General features: G+C 46.0%; 13 protein-coding genes, 15 tRNA genes and 1 rRNA gene. 27 read left to right on the top strand and 2 right to left on the bottom strand.

Annotated elements, in window-relative coordinates; translation table 11 throughout:
- Positions 1–192 precede the first annotated feature (192 nt).
- The 19 genes from MHI38_RS11290 to MHI38_RS11200 all read left to right on the top strand — a co-directional run bounded on the left by MHI38_RS11290 (position 193) and on the right by MHI38_RS11200 (position 6,893).
- Positions 193–3,119 (top strand): 23S ribosomal RNA (locus MHI38_RS11290).
- Positions 3,120–3,190: 71 nt separating this feature from the next.
- Positions 3,191–3,266, top strand: a tRNA-Asn gene (locus MHI38_RS11285).
- A gap of 1 nt (position 3,267) precedes the next feature.
- Positions 3,268–3,359: transfer RNA gene (locus MHI38_RS11280), tRNA-Ser, on the top strand.
- A gap of 17 nt (positions 3,360–3,376) precedes the next feature.
- Positions 3,377–3,448, top strand: a tRNA-Glu gene (locus MHI38_RS11275).
- Between the two features lie 101 nt (positions 3,449–3,549).
- A tRNA-Val gene (locus tag MHI38_RS11270) sits at positions 3,550–3,625 on the top strand.
- Positions 3,626–3,641: 16 nt separating this feature from the next.
- Positions 3,642–3,715 (top strand) — tRNA-Met (locus MHI38_RS11265).
- Positions 3,716–3,743: 28 nt separating this feature from the next.
- A tRNA-Asp gene (locus MHI38_RS11260) sits at positions 3,744–3,821 on the top strand.
- Between the two features lie 96 nt (positions 3,822–3,917).
- Positions 3,918–3,990, top strand: a tRNA-Phe gene (locus tag MHI38_RS11255).
- A gap of 21 nt (positions 3,991–4,011) precedes the next feature.
- Positions 4,012–4,087: transfer RNA gene (locus MHI38_RS11250), tRNA-Thr, on the top strand.
- A 9-nt stretch (positions 4,088–4,096) separates the two neighbouring features.
- A tRNA-Tyr gene (locus MHI38_RS11245) sits at positions 4,097–4,182 on the top strand.
- Positions 4,183–4,188: 6 nt separating this feature from the next.
- Positions 4,189–4,262 (top strand) — tRNA-Trp (locus tag MHI38_RS11240).
- A gap of 27 nt (positions 4,263–4,289) precedes the next feature.
- Positions 4,290–4,362 (top strand) — tRNA-His (locus MHI38_RS11235).
- Between the two features lie 14 nt (positions 4,363–4,376).
- Positions 4,377–4,451: transfer RNA gene (locus tag MHI38_RS11230), tRNA-Gln, on the top strand.
- A gap of 4 nt (positions 4,452–4,455) precedes the next feature.
- Positions 4,456–4,530: transfer RNA gene (locus tag MHI38_RS11225), tRNA-Gly, on the top strand.
- 6 nt (positions 4,531–4,536) lie between these two features.
- A tRNA-Cys gene (locus tag MHI38_RS11220) sits at positions 4,537–4,610 on the top strand.
- A 32-nt stretch (positions 4,611–4,642) separates the two neighbouring features.
- Positions 4,643–4,721: transfer RNA gene (locus MHI38_RS11215), tRNA-Leu, on the top strand.
- A gap of 204 nt (positions 4,722–4,925) precedes the next feature.
- Positions 4,926–5,504 (top strand): plastocyanin/azurin family copper-binding protein, encoded by a 579-nt coding sequence (locus tag MHI38_RS11210; RefSeq protein WP_154891102.1) that lies wholly within the window; start codon positions 4,926–4,928, stop codon positions 5,502–5,504.
- A gap of 49 nt (positions 5,505–5,553) precedes the next feature.
- Complete coding sequence (locus tag MHI38_RS11205) at positions 5,554–6,129, top strand: RNA polymerase sigma factor (RefSeq protein WP_154891101.1); 576 nt, start codon at positions 5,554–5,556, stop codon at positions 6,127–6,129.
- Positions 6,130–6,284: 155 nt separating this feature from the next.
- Positions 6,285–6,893, top strand: coding sequence for an anti-sigma factor (locus MHI38_RS11200; protein WP_308723542.1), 609 nt, complete (start codon positions 6,285–6,287; stop codon positions 6,891–6,893).
- Positions 6,894–6,918: 25 nt separating this feature from the next.
- Here the strand turns inward: MHI38_RS11200 and MHI38_RS11195 are convergent, their stop codons facing one another.
- Positions 6,919–7,485 carry a helix-turn-helix domain-containing protein gene (locus MHI38_RS11195; RefSeq protein WP_261769399.1) on the bottom strand — a complete coding sequence of 189 codons (567 nt, stop codon included), beginning with the start codon at positions 7,483–7,485 and terminating at the stop codon, positions 6,919–6,921.
- Between the two features lie 422 nt (positions 7,486–7,907).
- Here MHI38_RS11195 and MHI38_RS11190 point away from each other — a divergent pair, with 422 nt between their 5' ends.
- Both MHI38_RS11190 and MHI38_RS11185 read left to right on the top strand, forming a co-directional pair.
- Positions 7,908–8,834 (top strand): oxidoreductase, encoded by a 927-nt coding sequence (locus tag MHI38_RS11190; protein WP_154891099.1) that lies wholly within the window; start codon positions 7,908–7,910, stop codon positions 8,832–8,834.
- Positions 8,835–8,901: 67 nt separating this feature from the next.
- The gene (locus MHI38_RS11185; RefSeq protein ID WP_154891098.1) at positions 8,902–9,834 is read left to right on the top strand and encodes a class I SAM-dependent methyltransferase; all 933 of its coding nucleotides are present in this window, start codon (positions 8,902–8,904) and stop codon (positions 9,832–9,834) included.
- Between the two features lie 65 nt (positions 9,835–9,899).
- Here MHI38_RS11185 and MHI38_RS11180 read toward each other — a convergent pair whose 3' ends face one another.
- Positions 9,900–12,293: a helix-turn-helix domain-containing protein gene (locus tag MHI38_RS11180; RefSeq protein WP_341181262.1), complete on the bottom strand. Its 2,394-nt coding sequence runs from the start codon at positions 12,291–12,293 to the stop codon at positions 9,900–9,902.
- Between the two features lie 537 nt (positions 12,294–12,830).
- Here MHI38_RS11180 and MHI38_RS11175 point away from each other — a divergent pair.
- The 6 genes from MHI38_RS11175 to liaF all read left to right on the top strand — a co-directional run bounded on the left by MHI38_RS11175 (position 12,831) and on the right by liaF (position 16,121).
- Complete coding sequence (locus MHI38_RS11175) at positions 12,831–13,139, top strand: LiaF transmembrane domain-containing protein (protein WP_090919712.1); 309 nt, start codon at positions 12,831–12,833, stop codon at positions 13,137–13,139.
- 38 nt (positions 13,140–13,177) lie between these two features.
- A complete protein-coding gene (locus MHI38_RS11170; protein WP_090919709.1) occupies positions 13,178–13,849 on the top strand; it encodes a PspA/IM30 family protein in 672 nt (223 codons plus the stop codon).
- Between the two features lie 4 nt (positions 13,850–13,853).
- Entirely contained in the window at positions 13,854–14,090 is a 237-nt protein-coding gene (locus MHI38_RS11165) for a PspC domain-containing protein (RefSeq protein WP_090919706.1), read from the top strand.
- A gap of 17 nt (positions 14,091–14,107) precedes the next feature.
- Entirely contained in the window at positions 14,108–14,602 is a 495-nt protein-coding gene (locus MHI38_RS11160) for a PspC domain-containing protein (RefSeq protein ID WP_154891096.1), read from the top strand.
- Between the two features lies 1 nt (position 14,603).
- Positions 14,604–15,311 (top strand): PspA/IM30 family protein, encoded by a 708-nt coding sequence (locus tag MHI38_RS11155; protein WP_090919700.1) that lies wholly within the window; start codon positions 14,604–14,606, stop codon positions 15,309–15,311.
- A gap of 162 nt (positions 15,312–15,473) precedes the next feature.
- Complete coding sequence (liaF, locus tag MHI38_RS11150) at positions 15,474–16,121, top strand: cell wall-active antibiotics response protein LiaF (protein WP_339832582.1); 648 nt, start codon at positions 15,474–15,476, stop codon at positions 16,119–16,121.
- Positions 16,122–16,152 lie beyond the last annotated feature (31 nt).

Genomic DNA, 16,152 nt, shown 5'->3' with positions numbered 1-16,152 from the left:
ACAAGCTTGTTCTTTGAAAACTAGATATCGAAACGAAACAAACGCGAATTAGAACATTCCTTTTTAGCTGAACTTGTGTATAACAAGTTTCAATAAAAACGGTAGATTGCTGGAGCGAGTGATCGAAATGGAACGACTTTTGGCTTTGCGCAAGCAAAACAAGGGGAGTGACAGCTCGAACACGAGCGCAATGGTTAAGCTACTAAGAGCACACGGAGGATGCCTAGGCGCTAGGAGCCGATGAAGGACGTGGCGAACAACGAAACTGCCTCGGGGAGCTGTAAGCAAGCTTTGATCCGGGGATGTCCGAATGGGGAAACCCAGCTGGGGTAATTTCCAGTTACTCTTGTCTGAATACATAGGGCAAGTAGAGGCATACCAGGGGAACTGAAACATCTAAGTACCCTGAGGAAGAGAAAACAATAGTGATTCCGTCAGTAGCGGCGAGCGAACGCGGAGAAGCCCAAACCAAGGAGCTTGCTCTTTGGGGTTGTGGGACGTCTCACATGGAGTTACAAAGGAACCGGTTAAGCGAAGAGGTCTGGAAAGGCCCGCCAAAGAAGGTAAAAGCCCTGTAATTGAAAGTCTGTTCCCTCCGAGACGGATCCCGAGTAGTGCGGGGCACGTGAAACCCCGTATGAATCCGGCAGGACCATCTGCCAAGGCTAAATACTTCCTAGCGACCGATAGTGAAGCAGTACCGTGAGGGAAAGGTGAAAAGCACCCCGGAAGGGGAGTGAAATAGAACCTGAAACCGTGTGCTTACAAAAAGTCAGAGCCCGTTTTAGGGGTGATGGCGTGCCTTTTGTAGAATGAACCGGCGAGTTACGTTCCCGTGCAAGGTTAAGGTGAAGAGCCGGAGCCGCAGCGAAAGCGAGTCTGAATAGGGCGAATGAGTACGTGGACGTAGACCCGAAACCGGGTGATCTACCCCTGTCCAGGGTGAAGGTGCGGTAACACGCACTGGAGGCCCGAACCCACGCATGTTGAAAAATGCGGGGATGAGGTGGGGGTAGCGGAGAAATTCCAATCGAACTCGGAGATAGCTGGTTCTCCCCGAAATAGCTTTAGGGCTAGCCTCGGAAAACAGAGTCGTGGAGGTAGAGCACTGATTGGGTGCGGGGCCCGCAAGGGTTACCAAGCTCAGTCAAACTCCGAATGCCATAGACTTACTTCCGGGAGTCAGACAGTGAGTGCTAAGATCCATTGTCAAAAGGGAAACAGCCCAGACCATCAGCTAAGGTCCCCAAGTGTGTGTTAAGTGGGAAAGGATGTGGAGTTGCACAGACAACCAGGATGTTGGCTTAGAAGCAGCCACCATTGAAAGAGTGCGTAATAGCTCACTGGTCGAGTGACTCTGCGCCGAAAATGTAACGGGGCTAAACACACCACCGAAGCTATGGCTTGATGCTTGCATCAGGGGTAGGGGAGCGTTGTATAAGGGTTGAAGGTGTACCGTAAGGAGCGCTGGACATTATACAAGTGAGAATGCCGGTATGAGTAACGAAAAGATCAGTGAGAATCTGATCCGCCGAAAGCCTAAGGGTTCCTGAGGAAGGCTCGTCCGCTCAGGGTAAGTCGGGACCTAAGGCGAGGCCGAAAGGCGTAGTCGAAGGACAACAGGTCGAAATTCCTGTACCACCGTAAATCGTTACGAGCGATGGGGGGACGCAGTAGGGTAGTGACGCAGGCTGATGGATGCCTGTCCAAGCAGTAAGGCTGGTTAGTAGGCAAATCCGCTAACCGTAAGGCTGAGCTGTGATGGGGAGTGAAAATTACAGTAGCGAAGGTCATGATCTCACACTGCCAAGAAAAGCCTCTAGCCAGATGAAGGTGCCCGTACCGCAAACCGACACAGGTAGGCGAGAAGAGAATTCTAAGGCGCGCGGAAGAACTCTCGTTAAGGAACTCGGCAAAATGACCCCGTAACTTCGGGAGAAGGGGTGCCCCGGTAGTGTGAATAGCACGAGGGGGCCGCAGTGAAAAGGCCCAAGCGACTGTTTAGCAAAAACACAGGTCTGTGCGAAGCCGTAAGGCGAAGTATACGGGCTGACGCCTGCCCGGTGCTGGAAGGTTAAGGGGAGTGGTTAGGGAGTAATCCCGAAGCTGTGAACCGAAGCCCCAGTAAACGGCGGCCGTAACTATAACGGTCCTAAGGTAGCGAAATTCCTTGTCAGGTAAATTCTGACCCGCACGAATGGCGTAACGACTTGGGCGCTGTCTCAACGAGAGATCCGGTGAAATTTTAATACCTGTGAAGATGCAGGTTACCCGCGACAAGACGGAAAGACCCCATGGAGCTTTACTGCAGCTTGATATTGAATTTGGGTACGATCTGTACAGGATAGGTGGGAGCCTTTGAAGCGTGAGCGCCAGCTTGCGTGGAGGCACCGTTGGGATACCACCCTGATCGTATCTAGGTTCTAACCTGGTACCGTAAACCGGTGCGGGGACAGTGTCAGGTGGGCAGTTTGACTGGGGCGGTCGCCTCCTAAAGAGTAACGGAGGCGCCCAAAGGTTCCCTCAGAATGGTTGGAAATCATTCGAAGAGTGCAAAGGCATAAGGGAGCTTGACTGCGAGACCTACAAGTCGAGCAGGGACGAAAGTCGGGCTTAGTGATCCGGTGGTACCGCATGGAAGGGCCATCGCTCAACGGATAAAAGCTACCCTGGGGATAACAGGCTTATCTCCCCCAAGAGTCCACATCGACGGGGAGGTTTGGCACCTCGATGTCGGCTCATCGCATCCTGGGGCTGAAGTAGGTCCCAAGGGTTGGGCTGTTCGCCCATTAAAGCGGTACGCGAGCTGGGTTCAGAACGTCGTGAGACAGTTCGGTCCCTATCTGTCGTGGGCGTAGGAAATTTGAGAGGAGCTGTCCTTAGTACGAGAGGACCGGGATGGACGTACCGCTGGTGTACCAGTTGTTCCGCCAGGAGCACCGCTGGGTAGCTATGTACGGACGGGATAAGCGCTGAAAGCATCTAAGCGTGAAGCCCCCCTCAAGATGAGATTTCCCAGTATGTAAGACCCCTTGAAGACGACGAGGTAGATAGGCTGGGGGTGGAAGTGCAGTAATGCATGGAGCTGACCAGTACTAATCGGTCGAGGGCTTATCCAATATGCAAGTTTTGAATCACGTGCGTTTCGTTTCGAATCTAGTTTTCAGAGTACAATAACTCTGAAACATATTCCCTGATAGCTCAGTTGGTAGAGCACTCGACTGTTAATCGAGTTGTCACAGGTTCGAGTCCTGTTCGGGGAGCCATGGAGAGGTGTCCGAGCTGGCCGAAGGAGCACGATTGGAAATCGTGTAGGCGTCACAAGCGTCTCGAGGGTTCGAATCCCTCTCTCTCCGCCATAATTCTTCTTCAGTAAGGCCCGTTGGTCAAGGGGTTAAGACACCTCCCTTTCACGGAGGTAACAGGGGTTCGAATCCCCTACGGGTCATTATTATTTTCAAACTATAAACTGAGATGAGAAACTCATCACTTCAAAAAAAGAGTTGATTTTCATATCGAGTTTATGGTAAGATCATAAATGTGTTGTTCGGAGGCTTAGCTCAGCTGGGAGAGCATCTGCCTTACAAGCAGAGGGTCGGGGGTTCGATCCCCTCAGCCTCCACCATATAATTTTCTAATGACGCGGGGTGGAGCAGCCCGGTAGCTCGTCGGGCTCATAACCCGAAGGCCGCAGGTTCAAATCCTGCCCCCGCAATTGTAACTTTCCTAACCGAAAGTGATCTGGAACCGTGGTGTAGTTGGCCTAACATGCCTGCCTGTCACGCAGGAGATCGCGGGTTCGAATCCCGTCGGTTCCGCCATTTAATTCTTAACATGAGGCAAGTTGTTCACTACATCTGCTGTATGGCACTGATGCCCTAGATAAAGTGTAGCGACTCAAGCTTAAACTTTATTATGGCTCGGTAGCTCAGTCGGTAGAGCAGAGGACTGAAAATCCTCGTGTCGGCGGTTCGATTCCGTCCCGAGCCACCTTGATAGAAAACTTAATATGCCGGTGTAGCTCAACTGGTAGAGCAACTGACTTGTAATCAGTAGGTTGGGGGTTCAAGTCCTCTCGCCGGCACCATGTAATCCTGGAGGATTAGCGAAGTGGCCAAACGCATCAGACTGTAAATCTGCTCCCGTACGGGTTCGGTGGTTCGAATCCATCATCCTCCACCAGTTTTTAGGGGCATAGTTTAAAGGTAGAACAACGGTCTCCAAAACCGTTGGTGTGGGTTCAATTCCTGCTGCCCCTGCCAATTAATTTTAATAGTAGTTTCTATATGGCGATCGTGGCGAAGTGGTTAACGCACCGGTTTGTGGATCCGGCATTCGGGGGTTCAATTCCCCTCGATCGCCCCTTTGTTATCTAATGGGGATTAGCCAAGCGGTAAGGCAACGGACTTTGACTCCGTCATGCATAGGTTCAAATCCTATATCCCCAGCCATTATGCGGAAGTGGCTCAGCGGTAGAGCATCGCCTTGCCAAGGCGAGGGTCGCGGGTTCGATTCCCGTCTTCCGCTCCATAATAAGGCGCCATAGCCAAGTGGTAAGGCACAGCTCTGCAAAAGCTTTATCCCCAGTTCGAATCTGGGTGGCGCCTCCAGCATATTTTTATTATATGCTACAATCAAATAAGCCGGCGTGGCGGAATGGCAGACGCGCTCGACTCAAAATCGAGTGGGAAACCGTGGAGGTTCGAGTCCTCTCGCCGGTATTTATTTAAAGAGTTCATTAGAGTATATCTCTAGTGAACTCTTTTTGTATTGAGTTATAATACTCTACTCGTGATTAAGTTGCGTGATGACTCTTTAAAATAAAAATTCGGGGATATCAAACCGATTAAGGATATCATTCGTTTCTTATGATTGAACGCATTTATGCGACATTTTAATTTTTTATTTTAGGGAGGAAAGCAATAATGAACAAATCAGCAAAATATTTATCCTTACTTTTGGTATTGGGGCTATGTTTAACATTGCCACAGTTGGCCGGTGCAGAAGCATCGGCTCACCATCACATGACGGGAACAACAGAAAAAAAGGACGTAAAGCCATCGTCCAAGCAAACGACGGGTTCTACAGCTAACAAAACGACCAAGCCATCTAAACCAACTAAGCCAGCCAAACCGAAGAAATCAGCGCCTGCGACTACAGATAAGAAAAAGTCTACAAAGAAGAAGAGTGATACGTCCAAATCTTCTAAAGATACTAAAAAACCTGCGGGTACCCAAGTAGAGAAAAGCAAAACGTATGTAATTGAAATTTCTGATTTTGCATTTCAAACTGCAGAGCTGAAGATCAAAGTTGGTGATCGTGTTGAATTTGTGAATAAGGATCAAGTTGAGCACTCCGTTGTTGCAGAAGACGACTCTTTCGATACAGGACTAATAGGCGAGGGAGAGAAGTCAGTGGTTACGTTTAAAAAGGCGGGCGAGATCAATTATCACTGTGGGCCTCATCCAAGTATGAAAGGGGTAATTAAAGTTCTCTCCAAGTAGTCCTGTGATTGAAATTGCTCGACCTGACAGGAGAGGGGAAGACTTTTGAATGCAGGAGTATTCCGATTACCAGCTAATTCTGCTGATTAAACAAAAAAAGCAAGAAGCATTATCAGAACTATATGACCGTTATGCTTCTCTCATATACTCATTCGCCTGGAAGGCTCTTCAACAGGAGGACGGTGCTCGGGAAGTGGTGCAGTCCGTTTTTGTCAGGATATGGACAACAGAGGCCGAATATGACCCCAACAAGGGTCATTGCAGGAACTGGATCATCACGATCACACGTCATTTAGCTATCGATTGGTTACGTAAGCAACGAAGTCTGTCGAGCCAGGTGGTGTCTTATTATACATCTGAGAAGCTGGAGAGAGTTGCAGAGCTTGCTGAACTATCGGTCGAAAGCCAGGTTGAAAAACAAATGTTGAAGGAGCAGATTAAAGGAATGCGTGCATTCCTGTCTCAGCAGCAACTTCAATTGCTCGAACATTTTTATTGGCAGGGATACAGCTTGAGTGAGTTAGCTGCACACTATCAGGAGCCTTTGGGCACAGTTAAAAGCCGACTGCACCAGACACTGAAAATACTGCGTAAGCATTTGCTTGCGGGAGGGGAAGAGTGGTAATGTCGTCAATAACCGTCTGCTCATACATGCTGGAATATCTATCGGATCCATGCTCAGAGGAGGGCAAAGCTTTCGAAAGACATCTTGCTGATTGTGCGTCATGTAAGCTTGAATTAGAACAATTACGGCTAGGTTGGGAGGCGATTCCAACGCATATGGAGCAAGTGGAGTTGCCATCTGATTTAAAACAACAGGTGATGGAAGCCGCATGGGGGAAAGGCAACGAATCCTCTGCGCCAGATCTTGTTGAACATAAAAGCAGTAGCAGATTCAAGCGGTTTACGAAACGCTATAACAATCCAAAAGTGAATCTTGTAGCAGCTTCTGTACTTATCCTTCTTGGTGCTAGTTTGATAGGAAATGTAGTTTTAATTCAAGAGCGCATCGAACAACCTGTAACGTTGATGAATTCGATGGATTTGCCGACTTCTGAAATACAAAAGGTTATGAAGTTGGAATCGCTCACCTCTGGAACGAGTTATGGAGTAGCTTGTATTGTAGGCACCGGCAAAGATCAGCAGTTTGTCGTCTACCTGTTCAATCCTCCAGAGACGAAGACGAATGAGGTATATCAGGTATGGTTGAATAAGGATCAGGCGTACCATAACGCAGGCAAGCTTAAAGTAGAAAATCAAATGGGACTTGCTGTGCTCGCAATTCCTATGGGGAACCAGACATGGAGCTATGATTCCATTGCGATTACGTTGGAACCTGATTCTACGGGACGTGTTCCGCGTGGTCCGCAGATGTTTCGTTCAAGTTAACAGATTAACAACACAGAGGGGAGCGTCAACCCCTTCTGTGTTGTTTTCTATATTCCACAGGGCTAATACCGACTTGCAATTTAAGAAACTTGGTGAAGCTAGAAGGCTGTTCAAAGCCAAGAAGGTCTGCAATGCGGTAGATTGGTTCATTGGTATGGATCAGGAACTTAATACCCAGGTCGAGCAATTGCAGCTTAATGAATTCCTGAGCTGTTTTTCCAGTCTCTTTTTTCAGCATGTCGGATAAATAGTTAGGAGAATATCCCATAGCCTGAGCGAGTGTCTTGACCCGAGGCATGCCTGATTGAGCGATTGTCTCTATGCTACATCTTTCCTTTAGAAGAGTATGAAAATGCTCAACGGAATCTTTCTGCACTGCCGTTCGCGTGATGAATTGTCTTCCATAGAAACGCTTGGCATAATTCAACAGCAATTCCAGATTGGAGATCAATAGATCTTTGCTGTAGCTGTCGAGATTGCCGCTGTACTCGATCTGAAGCTGTTGAACGATTCGCTCCAGGATTTCTTTTTCCTGATCAGATAGATGCAGAGCTTCGTTTGCCTCATATTCAAAAAAGCTATAGTCGCTCATTCTACTCTATAGGGAACTTGAGCCAATCAGATCCGGATGAAAGCAAAGCATCCAGCTATGTGTGCCATCACTGTTACTTCGTGCTCCTTTTTGAAGTGTTTGTCCGGGTTTAGCAAATATCATACTGCCTTCTCTAAAATCATAATACTGTCGACCATAGATCAGATCACATTCGGAACTGACAGTACAATGGAAATGGCCAGAATGCAGACTATGTACTCAAAAGACATACTGGTAGAACTACTTCATCAAATGAAATAAATGAATATTTGAACTGACGTTGCAAGGGTCCCGTTTGGGGACCTTTGTAAACTGAACAGGACTACCATGAATATCACTTATATTCAGATACATATAGACATGTATACTTGATTTAGGGTTGGGTTGCGTAACAATATATTTTAACGATGGAGGGACGCAGGATGAGTACAGTATGGACTAAGGAAAGCATGCCGGATTGCTCAGATAAAACGGTGGTCATTACAGGAGCAAGTAGCGGGATCGGATTGGAAACGGCCATCGCAATGGCGGAGAAAAATGCAACACTGGTGCTGGCTGTTCGTAATATGGAAAAAGGTAAGGAAGCACTCTCCAAGGTCAAGGCAATCAAGTCGAGTGTTCGTGCAGAACTGATGAAATTGGATCTGGCAGACCTGGATAGTGTCAGAACATTTGCAGCAGCTTATACGCAAAAATATCCAACCCTCGATATTCTGGTTAACAATGCGGGGATTATGAATACACCTTATCGGTTGACAACGGATGGCTTTGAGTCTCAATTTGGCAGTAATCATCTGGGTCATTTTGCGCTGACAGGTTTACTTTTACCTCATCTGATTTCAACGCCTGCTTCCCGAATTGTAACACTTAGCAGTATTGCTGCTCATAACGCAAGCATAGATTTCGATAATTTAGATGGAGCCAAGGGATACAATAGCTGGAGGTTTTACGGCCAAAGCAAGCAGGCGAATATGCTCTTTGCGAGAGAATTGAACAACCAACTGACAAAAGGAGGTTTGAGTACAGTTAGCGTAGTCTGTCATCCAGGCTTTTCTAATACCAATCTGATGTCATTTGGTTCTGGCAAACGTGCGAACCCATTGATGCGTCTGCTTACATATCTGGGTACACAGCCAGCGAATATGGGCGCATTACCTACATTGTACAGTGCAACTTCCCCACTGATTAAAGGCGGAGAATATATTGGCCCGGATGGTCGCGGGGGCAGAAAGGGATATCCTAAAAGTGATTCAATTATCAACAAACTTTATGATGTGGATGTGTCACGTAGGTTATGGGAAGTATCTGAGAAACTTACAGGTGTAACTTTCTCATTGGACCCAAAGTAAGTTAAAGGTTGACGTATAAATCAATTCAATATATTGTAGATATATTAAGTCTATAATATGAAAGGACGTGAAGAAGCTGACGACTCAACCGAGTACAGCGAATGCAGAACTATTATTTAACCTGGGTGTATGGGAAGAAGCGTGGAAGAACCGCCCGAGAAGTTCAAGATATAAGCAAAAAAGTGCCCCTTTTGATACAGAGGAAGCATTCGAACGTTGGGCTCGGAATTATCATGCCCAGTCTTTTACAGAGGAAGGCAAGAACCGCTCGGCACGCATTATGGGCTGGATTGAAAATCAGGGTGTAACGTTTGAAGGAGCCTCGGTGCTGGACGTGGGTGCGGCCTCCGGTATATTTACGATTCCTTTTGCAGAAAAGGGAGCCAGGGTCACTGCAGTTGAGCCTTCTGCTTTGCTTGTCTCGTTAATGCAGGAAACCATTCCTGCTGAACTGGAGAATAACATTACGATTGTATCCGAGCGATTTGAAGAAATCTCTATACAGGATAAAGGCTGGGAGAAACAATATGATATCGTCTTTGCCTCGATGTGTCCCGCAATGTCTGATTGGGAAACGATTGAGCAAGCTATACACTGTGCCCGAAAGTATGTTTATGTCAGTACGATTGCCGGTGCCAAAGAGCATACACTGATGGATGAGCTTAGAACAGTGCTTGACGTGGATGCTCCTTACAAGGCAGGGGACATGGCATACCTCCAGCAGTTGCTCTACCTTAAGGGATATTCTTATACAATGATTATTACGAGAGAAGTGAATGATTTTGAGATTCAGGTAGAAGAATTGATTCAACAGCTCCCTGAGTGGCTACACACCTATGAAATGCCAACCGATGCGGTAGCGTTAAGTAAAGCTGAAACATATATTCGTGACACCTATACGAACGGCGTGGTTCCCTATTCTCGGGGAGCAAGATTCGGTAAAATGCTGATTCAGCTAGAACAAGCTCATATGAAAACCGTGTCTGCAGTCAAAAAGTAGACATAAAACAAACTTGAATGTATCTTCAAGGTTTAACAAATATCCCTTTTCGATGGAGTTCTAATCTATCCTTTAACAGCCCGTTCGGGATGTTTCTTACACTCCCGGTATCTTCCGGGAGTCATACCCTCCCATTTTCGAAAAGAACGGATAAAATTTTGTGGATTGGTATAACGAAGCCGTTCAGCAATTTCTTTTACCGTCCAATCTCGTTCATCCAGCCATCTTTTGGCGATATTCAGCCGGTACCTCGTCAAATACTCACTAAATGAAGCGCCCGTTTCCTTACGAAAAACGCTGCTTAAATAGTTAGCATTGTAATGAAGCCGCATTGCACATTCTTCCAGGGTTAGATCTTTGTCGTAATCTTGCTGGATAATAGCGATCACTTTCTCTGAAATGTGCTGAGACTGTACGACCTGCCTTTCTTTAAAAATGTGAATGACAGGCAGGATCACCTGATGGCTGAACCAATGCTCCACCTCAGTAGCGGATTGTAAAATATGCAACTCTTGAAAAAGAGAACGGTGGCTCTGACTGATCTGGGCAAGTCGAATGCCAGAGTCTTGTGCAAGCTTCAAGATATGTGTTAACAGCCGCATGAGGGCGTATTGATACTCTTCTGGAGTGCACTCCAGTGAAAATAGAGTCTCTAACAGTTCAGTCAACTGTTGGGTAGCAACACTCTCGTCTGCTTGCTGAATAGATTGAAGCAACGAATACTCTATTGCCTCTGGATAGGCCATGGCCCATGCAGCTGAAGCCAAATCATATTGCTTATATTGTACGATAATGCCTGTCCCAAGCCGCATCCGATGTTTAAGCGCATCTATAGCTTCGTTGTATGCCTGTGGAATATGACTCATGAATGGATGTGGCTGACTTAGACCGATACTGACCTTCAAATCCAAAACCTCACCGATCTGTTGCTGTAATCGTTCTGTTAATCTTGAGATATTCTCCGAGAACAGCAGTAGATCTCCCTCCGTACTGCCAATCACGGTTACAACATGTTGTTCCAATACAATAGGAAGTAGTTGCTGATCAGGCTGAAGCGTTTCTTCAAGCATGTTCTGGATGGCAAATAAGAGCAGAGAGCGATCCTCCATTCTATATTTAGAGTGGTTTATTAGTTCAGGCTGTAGGGCTACGACGACAATTTGTTGCCACGTAGAAGGATGTGTAACATATCCCTGTTCTCGTAATGTGCTGTGTAATGTTTTAAAGCTGGTTTTGCCTTGAAGTAACTGCATCATAGTATAGGTACGTATTTGGTTCTGATGCTGACTTAAAGTGGATTCCAGTTGAGAGTGTGCATCATATAACTGAGAAACGCCCATCCGAATTTGTTCCAGTTCATCAGGTTTATTCACAGACTGATGTGGTACCACGGAATGCCCTTTGTGAATGATATTATCGCCTAATTGAGTAAGAATACGTCTGATGGGAGCGAGCATTCGTTGGGAACCTAGCCACGCGAGCAGCAGCGAAAGCAAGAGTATGGCCATACTGATATATAACGTATGGAATCCGATTCTAATATAGTCTTGAGTTAATGTATTCTCGGGAGAGATGAGAATATATGTCCATCCTTTTAATGTAGAAGGACTATAAGTTAACGAATAATCTGCATTGGCAAGTTGCACTTCATGCTCAGCATAAGCGTCAGAGTACATTACAGGTGGTAACGTCTGAATATGTTCTCCGTTCTTCCGATCAAGCAGGCCTATCGCAGACAAAGGTTGTCCAATATAGGATGCATTCGGGTGAGCAATAACACGTTGTTCCCGATTTATAATGATCAAACCGGCGCCTGAGGCTTCGGTTGTCGGGGATTGCGCCAGCGGATTTTGCATATAACATGCTGGAATTCCAGCGATTAGTGCTGCATTGGACGATGCACTTGCATCGGGAATCGTTCTTGCGAGCGTAATATGATAAATACAGCCTTTATCTGAAAGACGTTGGCCTGAGATTCTCTGCTCGTCATCATCTTCGTTACTAAATATGGTTGAGGGTGCGAGTTGCCATCCCGAGGCCAGTGTATCCGCAATTAGATCTTTCATGGGCAGTGATAACGGGAAGCGAGTGTTGGCATATAAGCCAGCATGATTAATAAGCCAATCCTTGGATTGGTTGACTAAGATAATATCGAGCAGAGGTTCCCATGACTTCATATGCTGGAACTCTGTCTGCAGGTCGCCCGCTTGTAACTTGCTGACTCGCCCCAGTGAATTAGAGTCCGCAAGAGAACGAAGTGTAATTGGAGAGCGCACCGCTTGGTCCAGCATGTAACTAACCGTAGCGAGTTTGTGCTCTACATTGGACTGAATCTGTTCGAGAAGCTGTTGATTCGCTTGTGTCCGGTGCAGTTCTGTCTGGTTAGAAGAATAAATAAAAGCAGCAATTCCCGTGAGCAGAATTGGCACTGTACTTAACAGAAGTCCGAAGATAATCATTTTATGGAGATAGCTTAGTGATCGCACGTGTCCACCCCTTGATGGAAAATAGATTTCATTACTTCTTTATTTTAGTAAACGCTTTCAATTAGAACAATCTAATTTTTGTTTATTTGGATAAAAAAGTAATTCCAGGAGCGAAATCGTGTAATCCACGTACGTATAGAGATAACGGCTTTTTCATATTAGAAGGTGGGCTTCCGTGAGATGTTTCCGTTATAAGGGTAATAACAGGTATCCGAAGTGCGGTGTTTTGACGAAAATACCCTGAGTCCTGCCCGCAGACAGTCCAAGGTCCAAGCAGATCCCCGACCTGAGTCTAGGATCAAAAACCGTCCGCAGTCTGTTTTGAAAAGTTGCTGAATCCCCTAGAATAAGGACATAAGGTTAAACAAGAAACACGGAAACAAAAACAAGCAAGTTTTCAACAAACGGATTAAACGATGCATTGAACAAATGCAGGGATTAGGCTAACAGCGATTAGATTGAAGTTCAAAAACAAAAAAGTAAAATCGGGAAGGGCGGTGAACAACAATTATGAGAATGAACAAGGGAAATGGCTGGGCGATTGTGTTGATTGTACTTGGTGCTCTGATTCTCTTCGGAAAGTTAACACCATTGCTTGGACATCTGATGGGTTACCTGATTCCGGTCTTGATGATTGCACTAGGGTATTACGGAATTAAAAGAGGAAATGTAACGCTCGGATGGATCGTTCTGATCATCGGTATCGTATCTCTGATGGGCAAACTGGCTTGGCTGATCGGGCCGATTATCGCAATCGGATTGATTATCTTCGGTATCTCGATGCTGAGCAACAATCGCAATTCACGTCGCCGTTATTAAGAATTTTCACGATAAACTAAAAGGAGGGACAGAACATAATGAGTGTATTTCGTCGAATGCGGGATATCACCGTAGCTAGTCTGAACGAACATCTGGAGCAAAGTCAGGACCCCGTTAAACTGATTGATCAGTTCCTGGTCTCGACCCGCCAAGACATAGGAGAAGCCGAAAAGCTTCGACACCAGTATGCAAGTCATACAAGACAAATGAAACAGCAGGCAGATCAAGCCGCCGCTATGGTTAACAAACGAGAGGAACAGGCATCTATGGCTTTGAAAGCCGGAGAGGAACATCTCGCCAAGCTGGCTCTGCAGGAGAAAATTCTCCATGAGGAAAAAATGGATCAATACACTGAATTGTACACACAAAGCGCTGCTGCACTGCAGGAACTCGATGAACAGATCAATCAGTTGAAGGCAGAGTATCAGAATGTGTATAGCAAACGCCAATATTACTACGCTCGAATGCAAACCATTCAGTTGCAACAACGAATGAATCAACGTGGAAACTACAGTGGTCAAAATGTACCCGGTATGTTTAACAAGCTGGATGACCAAGTCTCCGATCTCGAATATGAGGCACAGAGTCTTCGGGAAATCCGGCGAATGGGTCAGGATGGTTCCGACTTATCCGGTAACATGTCATCCTCTGCACTGGACAAAGAGCTGGAGCGCTTGAAGCAAAAGCTCAATAACGATAAAAAGGAGTAGTAACATGAATAAATTATACCGCTCAACGCGCAACCGTATGCTGACAGGTTTGATCGGCGGCATATCTGAAAATCTAGGATTAAGTACCACGCTGCTACGGATCATTTTCTTCATCAGTATCTTCGCAACGGGTGGTACATCTCTATTCATCTACTTCATCGCAGCATTGGTTGTACCTAAGGAACCTAACTACGCAGATCCGTATGTATATGGTCCCGATCACAGTAGAGGTTACAAGTAAACGAAAGGAGCAAGCACATGAGCAAACTATACCGCTCAACGCGTGACCGAATGATGACCGGTCTAATCGGCGGCATATCCGAGGCAATTGGAATGGATTCTACGCTATTACGGATCATCTTCGTTATCAGTATCTTTGCAACCGGGGGCACGACGTTGTTAATCTACTTCATCGCCGCTCTCGTCGTACCCAAAGAGCCTTTCCCACCATATGATCCATATGGTTACGGCCCTGGTGCTGGCAGAGGTTATGGTGGTTATGACCATCAGCCTCCAAGAGATCCTTTTAACAGCAACCCTAATCAACCGGGTCCCGGCTTTGGCCCTGGTCCAGGATACAACAGCAGACCGCACTCCGGCCCGCGTTCCTATGACAACAACACTTATGGCGCAGGAAGCCAGCACGAAAGTGAACTGGATTCCATGATGAAAGATATTGAAAAGAAGGCACTGAAAAAAGAAGTTGAAGAGCTTCGCCAAAAATTATCTCGTTACGAGAAGGGAGAAAAGTAAAATGGGAGTATTTAAACGGATTAAGGATATGACGAAGGCATCTGTAAATGACATGTTGGATAAAGTGGAAGATCCGATTGTAATGTTGAACCAGTACTTGCGTGATATGGAGGCCGAAATTCATGAGGCTGAGGTGACGGTTGCTAAACAAATGGCTAACGAGCGCCGCATGAAGCAACGTCTGGATGAAGCAGAACGTACTTCGGTACAACGTGAGTCCCAAGCTGAAGCTGCTCTGTCGAATGGTCAGGAAGAAGTAGCACGCAAATTGCTGGAAGAGAAAATTTATTTTGATCAAAAAATTGAGGAATACCGCGAACTGCACGCTCAATCTGAAGCACAAGCGAAAGATCTGTTGCAACAGTTGCATGATATGAAAGATGAATTCTACAAAATGCGCAACAAACGTAATGAGCTTGTATCCCGTGCACAGATGGCTAAAGCTAAGAAACAAATGTCTTCGATCAACAGCTTGCATTCCATTGAGAGCGGAAGCGCATCCCTTGGATTCCACCGCATGGAAGAGAAAATCATGCAACTTGAAGCTGAGGCAGATGTAGCCCGTGCGCCATACCGCAATACTGGAGCTTCCTACACCAATCCGGTTGATCTGGAGAAACAATTCAAAGTAGATCAACAATTGCAGGCTCTGAAAAACAAAATGGGCAATGGTTCCAAGAACGAAGCGATCGATACTTCTAAAGAATAACTGTTCGCTTGCTGGACAATATGATATTCTATAGATCGTGTAGCCTATACGATTCGTAGAACAAAAGTTAAGCCATACAGGACTTCAGTGCCTGCTATGGCTTTTCCGTCGAATGAAGAAAATCCAGATCGTAGATGAACTTACAGAGGAGGTGCGGCAGAAATGAGTAAAAAAAGTCACTGGATTGCAGTCATTATTATTGTGGTTGGTTTTCTAATGCTCTTTAACCGGAATATGAACCTGCTGACGGCTGCCGCACTTATTCTGTTAACGGTTGGAATGCTTCAGATTCGAAAAGGAGAAACCAAAAAAGGGTACCGTTATCTTGGTGTTGGTGCAGCCCTGCTGCTACTAGATAACTTGATGATTGTCTTTATAATTGTACTCGCATCATTAGCTTATTTTTATTCCAAGAACAAAAGAATTCATCTACATGATGATGTCATGAAAAAACAAAATTTTATGGCCCGTTATTACTGGGATCAGTCCTCCTGGAGGCTGCGCAGTATGAGCCTATGGCATGCCATAGGCGAGGTCAATGCGGATCTGTCCCTCTCTATTCCTGAGGAGAAGCAAACGATTGTCCTGTTGCAAGGCGTTATGGGCAATGTACGTCTAACGCTGCCTGAGGATTACGGAGTTGAGATTGAGGCGTCGGTGCTATTTGGCCGAATTAATCTGTTAGGCGAGCAGGATAGCGGCATGATGAATCAATTGGTATGGAGAACTCCTGGATATGAATCCAGTGAATATAAAGTGAAATTTGTTATTTCGTATATTGTTGGCGACTTAAATATTCATAATCCGTAGTACTAAGAAATGGATGAAAAAAAGGAGGAGG

It is taken from the genome of Paenibacillus sp. FSL K6-1558 (assembly GCF_038002565.1).
Classification (GTDB): Bacteria; Bacillota; Bacilli; order Paenibacillales; family Paenibacillaceae; genus Paenibacillus; species Paenibacillus polysaccharolyticus.
This window is presented reverse-complemented; position numbering and strand designations above follow the sequence as displayed.

Coding starts and splice junctions, on each gene's coding strand:
- MHI38_RS11210 (WP_154891102.1), top strand. CDS start 4,926: ATGAACAAATCAGCAAAATATTTATCCTTACTTTTGGTATTGGGGCTA.
- MHI38_RS11205 (WP_154891101.1), top strand. CDS start 5,554: ATGCAGGAGTATTCCGATTACCAGCTAATTCTGCTGATTAAACAAAAA.
- MHI38_RS11200 (WP_308723542.1), top strand. CDS start 6,285: ATGGAGCAAGTGGAGTTGCCATCTGATTTAAAACAACAGGTGATGGAA.
- MHI38_RS11195 (WP_261769399.1), bottom strand. CDS start 7,485: ATGAGCGACTATAGCTTTTTTGAATATGAGGCAAACGAAGCTCTGCAT.
- MHI38_RS11190 (WP_154891099.1), top strand. CDS start 7,908: ATGAGTACAGTATGGACTAAGGAAAGCATGCCGGATTGCTCAGATAAA.
- MHI38_RS11180 (WP_341181262.1), bottom strand. CDS start 12,293: ATGATTATCTTCGGACTTCTGTTAAGTACAGTGCCAATTCTGCTCACG.
- MHI38_RS11175 (WP_090919712.1), top strand. CDS start 12,831: ATGAGAATGAACAAGGGAAATGGCTGGGCGATTGTGTTGATTGTACTT.
- MHI38_RS11170 (WP_090919709.1), top strand. CDS start 13,178: ATGAGTGTATTTCGTCGAATGCGGGATATCACCGTAGCTAGTCTGAAC.
- MHI38_RS11165 (WP_090919706.1), top strand. CDS start 13,854: ATGAATAAATTATACCGCTCAACGCGCAACCGTATGCTGACAGGTTTG.
- MHI38_RS11160 (WP_154891096.1), top strand. CDS start 14,108: ATGAGCAAACTATACCGCTCAACGCGTGACCGAATGATGACCGGTCTA.
- MHI38_RS11155 (WP_090919700.1), top strand. CDS start 14,604: ATGGGAGTATTTAAACGGATTAAGGATATGACGAAGGCATCTGTAAAT.
- liaF (WP_339832582.1), top strand. CDS start 15,474: ATGAGTAAAAAAAGTCACTGGATTGCAGTCATTATTATTGTGGTTGGT.